We start from the raw sequence: 14,325 nt of genomic DNA, 5'->3' as shown, positions 1-14,325 counted from the left end.
CGCCGCGGCGCCGCCGATCACCGGAGCGGGCGACACGGACGTCGCCCGGGGAACATCCACCACCGTCGATCAAGGAGATCGAGCATGTCCCTGCGGATCAACACCAACGTTGAGGCGTTCAACGCCCACCGCAACCTCTCGGCGACCTCGGCCAAGATGGCCAAGTCGATGGAGCGGCTGTCGTCCGGCCTGCGGATCAACCGCGCCGCCGACGACGCGGCCGGCCTGGCGATCAGCGAGAAGCTGCGCGGCCAGATCGGCGGCCTCGACCAGGCCCGGCGCAACGCCCAGGACGGCATCTCGCTGGTCCAGACGGCGGAGGGCCAGCTGACCGAGGTCCACTCGATGCTCCAGCGCATCCGGACCCTGGCCGTCCAGTACAACAACGGCACCCTCAACGCCGACAACAAGACGGCGATCGACACCGAGGTCGCACAGCTCACCACCGAGCTGACGGCGATCGGCACGCGGGCGGAGTTCAACGGCACCAAGCTGCTGGACAACACCAACACGATCACCTTCCAGGTCGGCGCCAACGACACGGAGACCACGACGGTCGACGCGATCGACCTGGCCACCGAGCTCGGCGCGGTCGCCGGGATCACGTCGCTGGCCGGCGTGACGATGGCCCAGATCGACACCGCGATCACCAACGTCTCGCAGGCCCGGGCCGACTTCGGCGCGGTCCAGAACCGGCTCGACCACACCCTCAACCACCTGTCGGTCTACCAGGAGAACCTGACCGCGTCGGAGAGCCGGATCCGCGACGTGGACATGGCCGAGGAGATGGTCACCTTCACCAAGACCCAGATCCTGTCGCAGGCGGGCACCGCGATCCTGGCGCAGGCCAACCAGGCCTCGCAGGGCGTGCTCTCGCTGCTGCGCTAGTCCCCCCCCGAAGCACCTCCCCCCGAGACGCGACGCCCCGGCTCCCCACCGCCGGGGCGTTTCGTCGTCCGGGGCGCTCAAGCGCGGCCGCTTGCCGTCGATCACCGGGAGGTGAGCCTGGTCACCGCCCTCGCCCGCGTCGGCGAGCTCCACGCCCTGCTGCGGCCGCTGCCGCCGACCGCGCCCGCCGCGTCGCCGGTCACCGCCGCCGCCCCGACCACGACCACGACCACGACCGCGGGCGCCGGCGGTCCCTTCGCCGCCGCGCTCCAGCAGGCCTCCGCCGCGGCCGGCGGCCCGCCGCCGATCGTGGCCGACGCGCTGACCCAGGTCGGCGTCGCCGAGCAGCCGCCGGGCTCGAACGACGGGCCCCAGATCGCCGGCTACCGGGCCGCCGTCGCCGGCGATCCGCCGCCCGGCCCCTGGTGCGCCTACTTCGTCTCCTGGGCGGCCGCGCGGGCGGGCACGCCGCTCGGCGACCGCGGCGAGGGCTTCGGCTCGGTCGACCAGCTGTGGGGCTGGGCCCAGCGCAGCGGGCGGGCGATCGCCAACGGTCCCGGCGTCGTGCCGCGGCCCGGCGACGTCGTGATCCTGAACCAGCACACCGGGATCGTCACCGGCGTCCAGCCCGACGGCTCGATCGCGACCGTCGAGGGCAACAGCAGCGACCGCGTCGCCACCCGCGTCCACCCGCCGGGGGCGGCGATCGGCTACGTCCGGCTCGGCTGAGGGCGCCGCGCCGCCGGCCCGGCGGCGCGGGCGGCGCGGGGGAGCGGGCGCTACTCGGTGGCCGCGACCAGCAGCTCGGCGTGCTCGCCGAGGGCGGTCCGCAGCCGCTTGCGCATCGTCGAGGCGATCTGGCAGACCCGCGACTCGGAGACGCCGATCAGCTCGCCGATCTCGCGCAGCCGCAGCCCCTCGACGTAGAGCAGCATCGCCACGTGGCGCTCGCGCTCGGGCAGCGTCCCGACCGCGTCCAGCAGCAGCTCGCGGGCCTCGTTGCGGGAGGCGACCGCGTCGGGATCGGCGGTCCGATCCTCCGAGCGGACCGTGTCGATCCGGGCGATCGGGCGGTCGTCGGCGGCGACCACCGTCGCCGACAGCGACTCGACCTCGGCGATCGCCAGCTGCGCGCGGCGCTCGCGGACCTCGGCCACCGGGGCGCCCAGGTGGCCGGCCAGCTCGTGGTCGGTCGGCTCGCGCTCCAGCGACCCGCGCAGCTCGCGCGCGGCCTGCTCGTAGGAGCGCTCCCAGCGCCGCAGCGAGCGCGGGGCCCAGTCGCGACGTCGCAGCTCGTCGAGCACCGCGCCGTGGATCCGGGTCCAGACGTACTGCTCGAGGGTCGCGCCGCGGTCTGGATCGAAGCGCTCGATCGAGACGACCAGCGCCTCGAGCCCGGCGGCGGCCAGGTCGTCGATCTCGCAGTAGGCGGGAAGTTGGCGGACCTTGCGGTTGACGATGTGGCGGACCAGCGGCGTCAGCCTCGTCACCAACCGATCGCGGATCCGGCGGTCGCCGGTGGTGCGGTAGGCGCGCCACTGGGTCAGCAGGTCGGCGGAGCTGGCGCGGCGGGTGGCCCGGGGCGTGCTGTGGGGCGTTGGTCCTCGCATCGGCGATCCTTCGTTCCGGCCGGCCGCCGCGGGGGCGCGGGGCGGCGATGGGGTCGGGCGGAACACTAGGGATCGTCCAGGGTCGAACAGGGCCTTCCTGGACGTTCATCGGAGCCGATCGGCGAGCGGATTCCTAGCCGCACGTTGGAGGCCATGCCGGGGATCTTTCGCCGACCGGGCGCGGACGCCGTCCGCACGCGATGGGTGCCCGCGGTAGCGTCCGCGGGGTGCGCCTGCGACCGCCGCTCCTGACCGCCGACGACGCGCGCGTGCGGGCGGGCCTCGACCGCCTGCGCGCCGAGCTGGAGGTGCCCGACGGGTTCCCGGCCGACGCGCTGGCCACCGCCGAGCGGGCCGCCGCGACCCCGCCCGAGGCGCTGCCGGAGGGCGTCCCCGGCCCGCGCGTCGATCGCACCGACGTCGAGCTGGTGACCGTCGACCCCGAGGGCTCGACCGACCTCGACCAGGCGCTGGCCGTGACCGCGCGCGAGGGCGGCGGCTTCCGCGTCGCCTACGCGATCGCCGACCTGGCGCTGTTCGTCCCGCCGGCCGGGCCGCTCGACGCCGAGGTCCACCGCCGCGGCGTCACCCACTACGCGCCCGACGGCCGCTCGCCGCTGCACCCCGACCCGATCGGGACCGGCGCGGCCAGCCTGCTGCCCGACGGCGTCCGCCCGGCCGTGCTCTGGACGGTCGACCTCGATCCCGAGGGCGCGGCGGTCGCGACCACCGTCGAGCGGGCGGTCGTCCGCTCGCGCCGGCAGCTCTCCTACGAGCAGGCGCAGGCGCTGATCGACGGCGGCGATCCGCCGCTGGCGCTCTCGGCGCTGCGCCAGGTCGGCGAGCTGCGGCTGGCGCAGGAGCGGGCCCGCGGCGGGATCAGCCTGACCCACCCGCAGCAGGAGGTCGTGCCGCGCGACGGCGGCTACGCGCTGCGCTACGCGGCGCCGCTGGCGGTCGAGGACTGGAACGCGCAGATCTCGCTGCTGTGCGGGATCGAGGCGGCGCGGATCATGCTCGACGGCGGCGTCGGCCTGCTGCGGACGCTGCCCGACCCCGAGCCGCGGGCGCTGGAGCGGCTGCGGCGGAGCGCGGCGGCGCTCGGCGTCGACTGGCCGGCCGGCCGCTCCTACCCCGAGTTCGTGCGCGGGCTCGACCCCGCGACGGCGGTCGGCGGGGCGCTGCTGACCCAGTGCGCGCGGACGCTGCGCGGCGCCGGCTACACCGCCTTCGACGGCAGCCCGCCGGCGGTTCCCGGCCACGCGGCGATCGCGGCCCCCTACGCGCACGTGACGGCGCCGATCCGGCGGCTGGCCGACCGGGTCGCCAACGAGGCGCTGCTGGCCCAGGCGGCGGGCCGGCCGGTGCCGCCGTGGGTCCGCGCGGGGCTGACGCCGGCGGCCGAGGCGATGGCCGCCAGCGGCCGCCGGGCCGGGGCGCTGGAGCGGGGGGCGATCGACCTGGTCGAGGCGCTGCTGCTGGCCGACCGGGTCGGCGAGGCGTTCACGGGGGTCGTGGTCGACGTCGACGACCGCGGCGCCCTCGTCCAGCTGCGCGACCCGGCCGTCCAGGGCCGCGCGACCGGCGACGGGCTCGAGCTGGGCCGCGAGCTGCGGGTGACGGTGGCCGAGGCCGACCCCGAGCGGCGGGTCGTCCGCTTCGCCGCCGCCGGCCCGGGCTGATCGGCGCCGGGCAGCGGGACGGCGACGGCGGTGTGCGATCGTGCGCCGGTGACCGACGATCGTTTCGCCGCCCTGCTGCAACCGCTGACCGTGGGGGCGATCGAGGCCCCCAACCGGCTCTTCATGGCCCCGCTGACGCGCAACCGCGCCGACGCCGATGGGACCCCGAACGCGCTGATGGTGCGCTACTACGCCCAGCGCGCCTCGGCCGGGCTGATCGTCTCGGAGGCGACCTGGGTCGTCCAGCAGGGCAAGCCCTATCCGCGGACGCCGGGCCTGGCCAGCGACGCCCACCGCGACGGCTGGCGGGCGGTGACCGACGCGGTCCACGCGGCCGGCGGCCGGATCGTCGCCCAGCTCTGGCACGGCGGCCGCGTCTCGCACCCGGAGACGGCGGGCGAGCAGCCGGTCAGCGCCTCGGCGACGCCCTTCGAGCGGCTGACGATCTTCACCGACAGCCAGGCGAAGGCGGAGATCCCGACCCCGCGGGCGCTGGCGCGGGAGGAGCTGCCGGGGATCGTCGCCGGCTACGTCGACGCGGCCCGGCGGGCGATCGAGGCCGGCTTCGACGGGGTCGAGGTCCACGGCGCCAACGGCTACCTGCTGGAGCAGTTCCTGGCCGACGGCATCAACCACCGCGACGACGAGTACGGCGGCAGCCCGCAGAACCGCGCGCGGCTGACGGTCGAGGTGGTGAGCGCGGTCGCGGCGGCGATCGGTGCCGAGCGGACCGCGCTGCGGATCTCGCCCCTCCACGGCGCCCACGAGACGGTCGAGCGCGACGGCGGCGACGCGCACCGGGCGCTGGCCGACGCGCTGGCGCCGCTCGGGCTGGCCTACGTCCACGTGCTGAGCGCGCTCGACCAGGACGAGCTGCTGCGCGACCTGCGCGAGCGCTACGGGGCGCCGTTCGTCCTCAACAGCGGCTTCGCGGTCCGGACCGAGCGCGACGAGGCGATCGCGATCGTGGCCGACGGGCGGGCCGACGCGGTCGCGGTCGGCCGGGCCTGGATCGGCAACCCCGACCTGCTCGACCGCTGGGCGGCCGACGCGCCGATCACCCGCGCCGATTCGAAGCTCTTCTACAGCGACGGACCGGAGGGCTACGTCGACTACCCGACGCTGGCGCAGGAGCGGGCCGACGAGGAGCGGGCGGCATGAGCGGCGCGCTGCGCGGCCGGGTGGCCGTGGTGACCGGGGCGTCGAGCGGGATCGGCGAGCACACCGCCCGCCAGCTGGCGGCGGCGGGGGCGGCGGTCGCGCTGCTGGCCCGCCGCGCGGAGCGGATCGCCGCGATCGCGGGCGAGATCGAGGCCGCGGGCGGGCGGGCGCTGGCCGTGCCCTGCGACGTCACCGAGCGGGCGGCGATCGACGCGGCGGTGACGGCGGTGGCCCCGCTCGGGCGGGTCGACCTGCTGGTCAACAACGCCGGGGTGATGCTGACGGCACCCTTCAAGCGCGGCCGCAGCGACGAGTGGCGGCGGATGGTCGACCTCAACCTGCAGGCGGTCTTCGAGGTCACCGACGCGTTCCTCGGCCAGCTGACCGACGGCGGGGGCGACGTCGTCAACGTCTCCTCGGTGGCGGGCCGGACGACCGCCCGCGGCTCGGCGGTCTACAACGCCACCAAGTGGGGCCTGACCGGCTTCTCCGACGCGCTGCGCAAGGAGCTGCTGCGGTCGCGGGTGCGGGTGACGGCGATCGAGCCCGGCGCCGTCGACACCGAGCTGGTCGACCGGATCGGCGACGACCGCGCCCGCGAGGGGATGGCGGCCTGGTACCAGGAGGTCGGCGCGCTGGAGTCGGCCGACGTCGCCGACGCAATCGTCTACGTCGTCTCGCGGCCGCCGCGGGTGGCGATCAGCGAGGTCCTGATCCGGCCCAGCGGGCAGGAGATCTGAGACCGGCCCGGACGTTCGTCCTGTGTGCGCGCTACGCACGACGCGCGCCGACAGGATCGCCGGGTGCCTACCCCTGAGAGTCCTTCCCCCCGACCCGATCGTCGATCGCGGCTCGCCCGTGCCCTGACGCCGGCCAACGTGATGTCCGGCCTGGCGCTCTTCGTCGCCCTCGGCGGAACCAGCTACGCGGCGATCTCGCTGCCCCGCGACAGCGTCGGCAACGCCCAGCTGAAGAGCCGGTCGGTGACCGGCAACAAGATCAAGGCCGGTGCGGTGACCTCGAGCAAGGTCGCCGACCGCTCGCTGAAGGCGGTCGACTTCGCGCCCGGCGAGCTGCCTGCCGGCGAGCGTGGTCCCGCCGGCGCCGACGGCCCGAAGGGTGCCGACGGCGCGAAGGGCGCGACCGGGCCGGCCGGTCCGCGCGGCGGCGACGGGCCGGCCGGGCCCGCCGGCCCCGCCGGCCCCGTCGGTCCGGCGGGGCCGCAGGGCGACGCCGGCGACGCCGGTCCGCAGGGTCCGGCCGGTCCGCAGGGCCCCGCCGGCGTGGCGCCGCGCGGCTGGCTCTCGGCCTCGAACACGATGGCCACGGTGATCGCCGTCGTCCTCGGCGGGACGCCGGTGCCGCTGCCCAACCACCAGCGCCTGGAGGGGGTCGTCGCCGACCAGGCCGACACCGCGTTCACCGTCGCCGAGGCGGGCACGTACCGGATCACCTACGTGGTCCGCACCACCGTCCCGCTGCTGCTGTCGACGCGGGTCACGGCCAACGGCTCCCCGCTCGCCCCGCTGGTCTCCAGCCCGACGGCGGCGACCGACGTCTTCGACGGCGATGCGATCGTCTCGCTGTCCGCCAACAGCGTCCTCCGTCTCGACCTCTACGGCCTGCTCGGCACCGCCACCCTGCGCAGCTTCGGGACCCGCCTGGTCGTCCAGCGGCTGGACTGAGCCGGCCGACCTCCCGCCCCCGGTGACGTTCCGGACGCCCAGCGACCGGAACGTCACGCGCGGGGCGGGACTCAGGCGTGCTGCCCGGCCTCGACCGCGCCGCCGGTGTGGGGCGGCAGGCCGGCGGCCTCGGAGACGCCGTTCGCCTCGGCCACCAGCCGCACGATGTCGCGCATGATCACCGAGATGTCGAAGTCCTTCGGGGTGTAGACGCCGGCCACGCCCGCCTCCTCCAGCGGCCGCACGTCGGCCTCGGGGATGATCCCGCCGACCACGACCGGGACCTCGACGCCGCGCTCGCGGAGGGTCTCGATCACGGCCGGGATCAGCTCGCGGTGGCTGCCCGAGAGGATCGAGAGGCCGATCACGTGGACGCCCTCCTGGAGCGCGCTCTGGGCGATCTGCGACGGGGTCAGGCGGATGCCCTCGTAGACCACGTCCATGCCGACGTCGCGGGCGCGGACGGCGATCTGCTCGGCGCCATTGGAGTGGCCGTCGAGGCCCGGCTTGCCGACCAGGATCTTGATCCGGCGGCCGAGCGCCTCGCTGACCCGCTCGACCTCGTCGCGGACTTCGGCGATCGCCTCCGACGTGTCGCCGCTGGCCGCCGCCTCGCCGACGCCGGTCGGGGCGCGGAACTCGCCGAAGACCTCGCGCAGGGTTCGGGCCCACTCGCCGGTGGTGACGCCGGCACGGGCGGCCTCGATCGAGGCCGGCATGATGTTCTCGCTGTCGCTGGCGGCGACCCGGGCGACCTCGGCCAGGGCCGCGTCGACCTGGGCCTGGTCGCGCTCCGAGCGCCACTGGCGGATCGCGTCGATCGCCTGCTGCTCGACGGCGTGGTCGACGGTCATGATCCCGCCGTCGCCGGCCGCGGTCAGCGGCGAGGGCTCGGTCTCGGTGTACTTGTTGATCCCGACCACGACCTGCTCGCCGGCCTCGATCCGGGCGATCCGCTCGCGGTGGCTCTCGACCAGCGACGACTTCATGTAGTCGACCGCCTGGACCGCCCCGCCGTGCTCGGCGACGACGGCCATCTCCTTGCGGGCGCCGTCGAGCAGCTCGGCGACCAGGCCGTCCATCACGACCGAGCCCTCGAAGATGTCGGGGTACTCGAGCATGTCGGTCTCGAAGGCCAGGATCTGCTGGATCCGCAGCGCCCACTGCTGGTCCCAGGCACGGGGCAGGCCGAGCGCCTCGTTCCAGGCCGGCAGCTGCAGCGCGCGGGCGCGGGCGTTGCGGCCGAGGGTCACGGCCAGCGCCTCGAGCACGATCCGCTGGACGTTGTTCTCCGGCTGGGCCTCGGTCAGGCCGAGCGAGTTGACCTGGACGCCGTAGCGGAACCGCAGCGCCTTCTCGTCGGTGACGCCGTAGCGCTCGCGGCCGATCTCCTCCCAGAGGACGCCCATCGCGCGCAGCTTCGCGTGTTCCTCGATGAAGCGGACGCCGGCGTTGACGAAGAAGCTGATCCGCTGGAAGACCTTCGGCATCACCGACGGGTCGACCTTCTCCTTGGCGGCGTCGAGCACGGCGATCGCGTTCGACATCGCGTAGGCGATCTCCTGGACCGGCGTCGCGCCCGCCTCCTGCAGGTGGTAGCTGCAGATGTTGATCGGGTTCCACTTCGGGACGTGCTCGACCGTGTAGGCGATCATGTCCGCGATCAGCCGCATCGAGGGCCCGGGCGGGAACGCGTAGGTCCCGCGCGCCAGGAACTCCTTGATGATGTCGTTCTGGGTGGTGCCCTGGAGCGCCCGCTGGATCGCGGCCGGATCGTCGTCGGGGTTCTGCTCCTCGGCCGCGACGATGTACATCGAGAGCATCCACGAGGCGACCGCGTTGATCGTCATCGAGGTGTTCATCGTCTTCAGCGGGATCCCGTCCATCAGGGTCCGCATGTCGCCGATGTGGCTGACCGGCACGCCGACCTTGCCGACCTCGCCGCGGGCGAGCTCGTCGTCGGGGTCGTAGCCGGTCTGCGTCGGCAGGTCGAAGGCGACCGAGAGGCCGGTCTGGCCCTTGGCCAGGTTCGACCGGTACAGCTCGTTCGACGCCTTCGCCGTCGAGTGGCCGGCGTAGGTCCGCATCAGCCAGGGACGATCGGGCTGCGGCAGGCGTGGGCTGCTCATCGGCCTGATTCTACGGTGGCCCCTCCGATCGGGTGGCCCGCTCGCCGCCGGATCGGCGACGCCGGATCGCTAGGGTCCGCTCGGTGAGCTCCGACCTGCCCCGCACGATCGACCTGATGCACCTGGGCAAGCCCAAGGCGATGGGCGCCCACTGGTTCGACGGCCACATCGTCGACCCGGGGGCGGAGAGCGGGATCGAGCAGCTGCTGGCCGGGCTCGACGGGGCCGAGCCGGAGCGGGTGCTGCTGACCCACATCCACTTCGACCACGCCGGTGCCGCCGGCGCGCTGGTCGAGCGGTTCCCGGACGTCGAGGTCTGGGTCCACGAGCGCGGCGCGAAGCACCTGGTCGACCCGACGCGGCTGGTGGCCAGCGCCCGCAAGGTCTTCGGCGAGGCCTTCGACCTGCTCTGGGGCCGGGTCGTGCCGGTGCCGGAGAAGAACCTGCGGGTGCTGACCGGCGGCGAGAAGATCGGGCCCTGGCGGGTGGCCTACACGCCCGGCCACGCCCAGCACCACGTCTGCTACTTCCACGAGGACAGCGGCGTCGCCTACACCGGCGACGTGACCGGGATCCGGATCGACGGCGGCCCGGCGCTGCCGCCGACCCCGCCGCCGGACATCGACCCGCCGCTCTGGCACGCGTCGCTCGACACGGTCGCGTCGTGGAACCCGCGGGCGCTGGCCTACATGCACTTCGGGGTCACCGTCGGCGACGTCGACGAGCAGATCGCCGGGATGCACGAGGCGCTCGACGTCTTCGCCCGCGCGGCTCGTACCACCGACGCCCAGGGGATGGCCGACTGGATCCGCGACTGGGTGCTGACGCGGGCGGGGGAGGAGGGCCTGCCGACGTACTACGCGGCGGGGCCGTTCGAGGGCCTGTGGGCCGGCCTGGCCCGCTACTGGAAGCAGGTCGGCGAGCGCTCCGGGGCGATCGCGCCGGTCGAGCGCTAGTCGCCGTCGACGAACCGGAAGGTCGGCTCGATCGTCATCGCGCTGCGGAGGCTGTTGGCGATGAAGCACTCGCGGTGGGCCAGGTCGGTCAGCTTGCGCAGCCGCTGCTCGCCGACCCGGTTGCGGACGGTGACCGTCGGGCGCAGCGTGATCCGCTCGATCGACATCGGCCGTCCGCCCTCGGGCATCTCGCCGAACGCCTCGTCGACGTAGTCGATCACGTCGATCCGGGCGCGAGCGGCGACGGCCAGGAAGCTCAGCAGCTGGCAGGAGCTGGCCGCGGCGACCAGCAAACGCTCGGGGTCGAGCTCGGCCGGGTCGCCGCCGAAGGCCGGATCGCTGCTCAGGACCAGCGGCGCGGCGATCGGCGCGCAGCTGGTCTCGTGGCTGCGGTCGTAGTGGTCGTAGCCGACGCCGGTCGAGCCGTGCCAGCGGGTGACGGCGGGGTAGCGGTGGACGGCGGCGTCGGTCTCGCTCATCGGCCGTCCAGCTTCGGCCGCGGGCCGAGGTCCGTCAAGCCGGTCGGCGGAGATCCGCCGGAGGTTGGCCGGGCGACGCGCGTTCTCGCGAGCCGCGCCGGGCGCGAGACCGCGATCCGACGTCGCCAGGACACCGAAGCGCCACCTCGCGCCCGCGACGCCGGCGAGATGGCGATAGACCGTCGGGACGATCCGTGCTCACGCGCGCCCCTCCAGCGGCTACGCTCGGGGACCTGTCCGCGTGAGGCGCGGCCCACCGACTACCCTGCACCGCCGTGAGTCAGACCATCGAGCAGACGCGCGCCGCCGATCCGGGCACCGGCCTCGGCGGGGCGTGGAACGTGATCGTCCGCAACGACGACCACAACACGTTCGACCACGTCGCCACCACGCTCGCGCGGGTGATCCCCGGGGTCAACGTCGATGCGGGCTTCCGCCTGGCCGACCGGATCCACCACGCCGGCCTGGCCGTCGTCTGGACCGGCCACAAGGAGCTGGCCGAGCACTACTGGGAGCAGCTGCGCGACGCGGGCCTGACGATGGCGCCGCTCGAGCAGGCGTAGCTACCCGATCGCCACGTCGAACGGGACGTCCTGGGCCGACCAGAAGGCCCGGGCCTCGTCCAGGATCTCGCGCAGGATCTGCCAGCTGCGGGGGTCGGCGACGGTCAGCGGGCCGGCGCCGCGCAGCTCCAGCCGGTAGCCGTCCGCCGGTCGCCACGAGAGGTCGCGGAGGACGTCGGCGAGCGCGTCCCAGTTGGCGCCGAAGCCGGCGGGGGTCGGCAGGTCGCGCGCGAACGCCCGCATCAGGGCTCCGCGGTCGAGGACGCCGTCGAGGTCGATGACGAGGGTCTCCATCGTGCTCCTCTCAGGGACGGTCGGTCCCGACGATCAGGCGGAAGCTGTCGTAGTGGTCGGCGGTGTAGTACCGCTCGGCCGGCTGGCGGCCGGTGACGATCCGGCGGGCGCCGCGGGTCGGGCTGCCGGGCGTCCGGACCGTGTACTCGCGGTAGTAGCCGCGCGGCCGGTCGGGCAGGATCCGCTCGCGGTTCTGGAACGTGACCCCGTCCTGGCGGTGGGGGAACGGCCCGCCGACCGCGATCAGCCGCAGCGTCGCGCGCCCCTCGGGCGGCAGCTGGGCGACCGTGACCCGTCCCAGGCCCTCGGCCCCGGACGGCACCCGGATCCGCGTCGTGGACCCGCCGCGGGTCGACGACGTCCCGCTGCCGCCGACCAGGCCGCTGCGGGTCGCCCCGTCGGTCGTGCCGTCGCCGCCGTCGTCGCTCCCGCAGGCGGCGAGCGGCAGCGCCAGCGCCAGGCCGACGACGAGGGCGAGCAGGGAACGTGAGCGGATCGGGGTCATGCGGTCGGGGCGCCCGCGAGGAGCCGGGCGTACACCGCAACCCCAGCAGGCCGGTCGGACGTTCGTCAACGGCCTTCACCGCTTCGTCACCGACCCCACGGCCCACCCCGGGCCCGAAACGACGACGGCCCGCCGGATCGGCGGGCCGTCGTGCGGCACGGAAGGGCCCCGGAGGGGCCTGGCTCAGGCGGACTGGCCGGCGGAGCTGCCGACCAGCGGGGGCGAGGCGCTCGCCTCGCCCGCCACCGGCGCGTCGGCCGGGGCCTCGCCGCGGACGTCGCTGACGCCCGCCGCGGTGCCGGTCGTCAGCGGCTCGTAGAGCTCGTAGGCCAGCGGCTTCTGGTACCAGGCGATCTTGGTCGTCCGGAAGGCGACGAAGGGCTCGCTGTTCCAGACCTTCGCCCACGTCGCCTTGTCCGCGACGTGGATCACCTGGCGGAAGCGGTAGGCGTCCTCCTTCGACCGGTCGACGCGGACCTCGAGCGCGCCGACCCGCAGCAGCTCGGGCGTCAGGGCCTCAAGCGCCTCGGCCAGCTGGTCGTGCCGGAGGCCGGTCGCGTAGTAGGGGAGGTGGACAGCAAGCGCCATGCCCTCAGGCTCCCACTTCCGCGCGAATCGCGCCAGGACCCTCGGCGTCGCGGCCCTGATCCTCGTCGGTCGCGCCGACCAGGATCGCGATCTTGCCCAGGTGCTTGTTGTCGCGCAGCAGCTGGTGGGCCTCGGCGACCTGGTCGAAGGCGAGCGTCCGCCAGAGGACCGGCTTGACCTTGCCCTCGTCGATCAGGGCGTTCGCGCGCGTCGCCTCCCAGGCGTTCGCGAAGTGCGAGCCGATGATCTCCTTCTGCTTCATCCACAGGTAGCGGACGTCGAAGTCGAGGTTGTAGCCCGAGGTGGCGCCGCAGATGACGACCTTGCCGAACGGCTTGACCGCCAGCACCGAGGTCGGGAACGTGGCCTGACCGACGTGCTCGAAGACGATGTCGGGCGCGCCGCCGAGGATCTCGGCCACCCGCTTCGAGAACGCGCGCGAGACGAGGAAGCGCTCCTTCTCCTCCTCCGGCGACTCGCCGCCCTTGCGCATCATCCCGGCGAAGTCGGCGCGGTTGATGTAGTCGCGGGCACCGAGCTGCTTGACCAGCTCGCCCTTCTCGTCCGACGAGACGACGCCGACCGACTCGGCGCCGGCCGCCTTGGCCAGCTGCAGCGCGAAGACGCCGAGGCCGCCCGCGGCGCCCCAGATCAGGACCTTGTCGCCGGCCTGGATCTTGGCCTGGTCCATCAGCATCCGGTAGGCCGTGAAGTAGGTCAGCCCGTAGGAGGCCGCCTCGGCCCAGCTCAGGTGCTTCGGCTTCGGCAGCAGCTGCTGGGCCTGGACCTTGCAGAACTGGGCGAAGCTGCCCCAGGTCGTCTCGTAGGCCCAGATCCGCTGCGACGGGGCCGCCAGCGGGTCGAGGCCGTGGACCTCGACGTCCTCGTACGAGGCCTGGTTGCAGTGGACGACGACCTCGTCGCCGGCCTTCCAGCGGGTGACGCCCTCGCCGACCTTCCAGACGACGCCGGACGCGTCCGAGCCCCCGATGTGGTGGCCGAACTCCGGGTGGTCGCCGTACTTGAAGACCGAGACCGGCTTGCCGAGCGCCGCCCAGACGTTGTTGAAGTTGACGCCCGCGGCCATCACGCGGACGATCACCTCGAAGGGACCGGGCTCGGGGACGTCGACCTCCTCGAGCTGGATCGCGTCCTTCGGCTCACCGAGGCGATCCTCGCGGATCACCCACGCGGCCATCTTCGCGGGGAGCTCGCCGGGGGCGGTGTCCACGGCGTGAATCTGGGTCAGGTCGACTGCCATCTGAAAGCGCCTCGTCCGTTCGGTCGTTCGGTGCGGCCGGGAAGCCTACCCGGCGTAGCGCCCGAACGGCGTGGGGCGCTTCCAGGACCCGATCTAGGGCAGCAGCAGCTCGTCGTCGGAGCTCTTGCGCTGGCCGCCGACCCGCAGCACCGCGGGGCGAACCGGATCGCTGCCGGCCGTCCGCAGGCGGTAGGTCGAGTCGGGCTGCAGCGTGGCCTGGATCGCCGCCACCTGCCCGGGCGCGATCGCGTTGGTGCCGCGCCGGTCGCCGTCGCGGCCGACCAGCGTCGTCCGCAGGTTGCGCTTCGTCTGGTTGCTGATGACGATCCGCACCGGCCCGCCGCCGACCTTCCCGCGCGAGAGGTCGACGCCGCGGTCGGTGATCGCGGCGGTCAGCAGGATCTGGGCCGGTGGCCGCGAGCCGCTCGGCTTGTCCTTGGGGTCGATCCGGCCGCAGGCCGACAGGCCGGCGACGGCCAGTCCCGCCGACAGCACCACGATTGATCTGCGCGCCACGTGCATCG

The 14,325-nt window shown here is 74.2% G+C and carries 16 protein-coding genes; 8 read left to right on the top strand and 8 right to left on the bottom strand.

Translation table 11 applies throughout. The features are described 5' to 3' along the window. Positions 1-84 precede the first annotated feature (84 nt). Positions 85-888: a flagellin N-terminal helical domain-containing protein gene (locus SH587_RS05745; RefSeq protein ID WP_320669621.1), complete on the top strand. Its 804-nt coding sequence runs from the start codon at positions 85-87 to the stop codon at positions 886-888. 111 nt (positions 889-999) lie between these two features. Continuing rightward, positions 1,000-1,617 carry a CHAP domain-containing protein gene (locus SH587_RS05740; protein ID WP_320669620.1) on the top strand — a complete coding sequence of 206 codons (618 nt, stop codon included), beginning with the start codon at positions 1,000-1,002 and terminating at the stop codon, positions 1,615-1,617. A gap of 50 nt (positions 1,618-1,667) precedes the next feature. Here SH587_RS05740 and SH587_RS05735 read toward each other — a convergent pair whose 3' ends face one another. Next, complete coding sequence (locus tag SH587_RS05735; RefSeq protein ID WP_320669619.1) at positions 1,668-2,498, bottom strand: sigma-70 family RNA polymerase sigma factor; 831 nt, start codon at positions 2,496-2,498, stop codon at positions 1,668-1,670. A 227-nt stretch (positions 2,499-2,725) separates the two neighbouring features. On the opposite strand from SH587_RS05735, the gene SH587_RS05730 reads away from it, so the two are divergent. From SH587_RS05730 to SH587_RS05715, 4 genes are all read left to right on the top strand, one after another. Beyond that, positions 2,726-4,180 (top strand): RNB domain-containing ribonuclease, encoded by a 1,455-nt coding sequence (locus SH587_RS05730; protein ID WP_320669618.1) that lies wholly within the window; start codon positions 2,726-2,728, stop codon positions 4,178-4,180. A gap of 48 nt (positions 4,181-4,228) precedes the next feature. Beyond that, a complete protein-coding gene (locus SH587_RS05725) occupies positions 4,229-5,341 on the top strand; it encodes an alkene reductase (protein ID WP_320669617.1) in 1,113 nt (370 codons plus the stop codon). Further along, on the top strand, positions 5,338-6,081 hold the full coding sequence (locus SH587_RS05720) for an SDR family oxidoreductase (RefSeq protein WP_320669616.1): 744 nt from the start codon (positions 5,338-5,340) through the stop codon (positions 6,079-6,081). The genes SH587_RS05725 and SH587_RS05720 overlap by 4 nt, the downstream gene beginning before the upstream one ends. Positions 6,082-6,222: 141 nt before the next feature. Further along, positions 6,223-7,026 (top strand): BclA C-terminal domain-containing protein, encoded by an 804-nt coding sequence (locus SH587_RS05715; RefSeq protein WP_320669615.1) that lies wholly within the window; start codon positions 6,223-6,225, stop codon positions 7,024-7,026. A 71-nt stretch (positions 7,027-7,097) separates the two neighbouring features. Here the strand turns inward: SH587_RS05715 and SH587_RS05710 are convergent, their stop codons facing one another. Next, positions 7,098-9,155, bottom strand: a complete 2,058-nt coding sequence (locus SH587_RS05710; RefSeq protein ID WP_320669614.1) for a methylmalonyl-CoA mutase family protein — start codon at positions 9,153-9,155, stop codon at positions 7,098-7,100. Between the two features lie 83 nt (positions 9,156-9,238). On the opposite strand from SH587_RS05710, the gene SH587_RS05705 reads away from it, so the two are divergent. Further along, complete coding sequence (locus SH587_RS05705; RefSeq protein WP_320669613.1) at positions 9,239-10,111, top strand: MBL fold metallo-hydrolase; 873 nt, start codon at positions 9,239-9,241, stop codon at positions 10,109-10,111. On the opposite strand, the gene SH587_RS05700 is transcribed toward SH587_RS05705, so the two are convergent. Next, positions 10,108-10,590, bottom strand: a complete 483-nt coding sequence (locus SH587_RS05700; RefSeq protein WP_320669612.1) for an OsmC family protein — start codon at positions 10,588-10,590, stop codon at positions 10,108-10,110. The genes SH587_RS05705 and SH587_RS05700 overlap by 4 nt on opposite strands. Positions 10,591-10,865: 275 nt before the next feature. On the opposite strand from SH587_RS05700, the gene SH587_RS05695 reads away from it, so the two are divergent. Then, positions 10,866-11,153 carry an ATP-dependent Clp protease adaptor ClpS gene (locus tag SH587_RS05695; protein ID WP_320669611.1) on the top strand — a complete coding sequence of 96 codons (288 nt, stop codon included), beginning with the start codon at positions 10,866-10,868 and terminating at the stop codon, positions 11,151-11,153. Here the strand turns inward: SH587_RS05695 and SH587_RS05690 are convergent, their stop codons facing one another. The 5 genes from SH587_RS05690 to SH587_RS05670 form a co-directional block, all read right to left on the bottom strand. Beyond that, entirely contained in the window at positions 11,154-11,447 is a 294-nt protein-coding gene (locus SH587_RS05690; RefSeq protein WP_320669610.1) for a barstar family protein, read from the bottom strand. Between the two features lie 10 nt (positions 11,448-11,457). After that, positions 11,458-11,952: a guanyl-specific ribonuclease gene (locus SH587_RS05685; RefSeq protein WP_320669609.1), complete on the bottom strand. Its 495-nt coding sequence runs from the start codon at positions 11,950-11,952 to the stop codon at positions 11,458-11,460. A 183-nt stretch (positions 11,953-12,135) separates the two neighbouring features. Next, entirely contained in the window at positions 12,136-12,540 is a 405-nt protein-coding gene (locus SH587_RS05680; protein WP_320669608.1) for a hypothetical protein, read from the bottom strand. A 4-nt stretch (positions 12,541-12,544) separates the two neighbouring features. Next, a complete protein-coding gene (ccrA, locus tag SH587_RS05675) occupies positions 12,545-13,771 on the bottom strand; it encodes a crotonyl-CoA carboxylase/reductase (protein ID WP_320669607.1) in 1,227 nt (408 codons plus the stop codon). Positions 13,772-13,894: 123 nt separating this feature from the next. Next, a complete protein-coding gene (locus SH587_RS05670) occupies positions 13,895-14,317 on the bottom strand; it encodes a hypothetical protein (protein ID WP_320669606.1) in 423 nt (140 codons plus the stop codon). Between the last annotated feature and the right edge of the window lie 8 nt (positions 14,318-14,325).

Origin of the sequence: Patulibacter defluvii (genome assembly GCF_034096925.1) — a bacterium.
Lineage (GTDB): Bacteria > Actinomycetota > Thermoleophilia > Solirubrobacterales > Solirubrobacteraceae > Patulibacter > Patulibacter defluvii.
The sequence above is the reverse complement of the archived record's forward strand: the minus strand, read 5'-3'. Positions and strand labels throughout refer to the sequence as shown.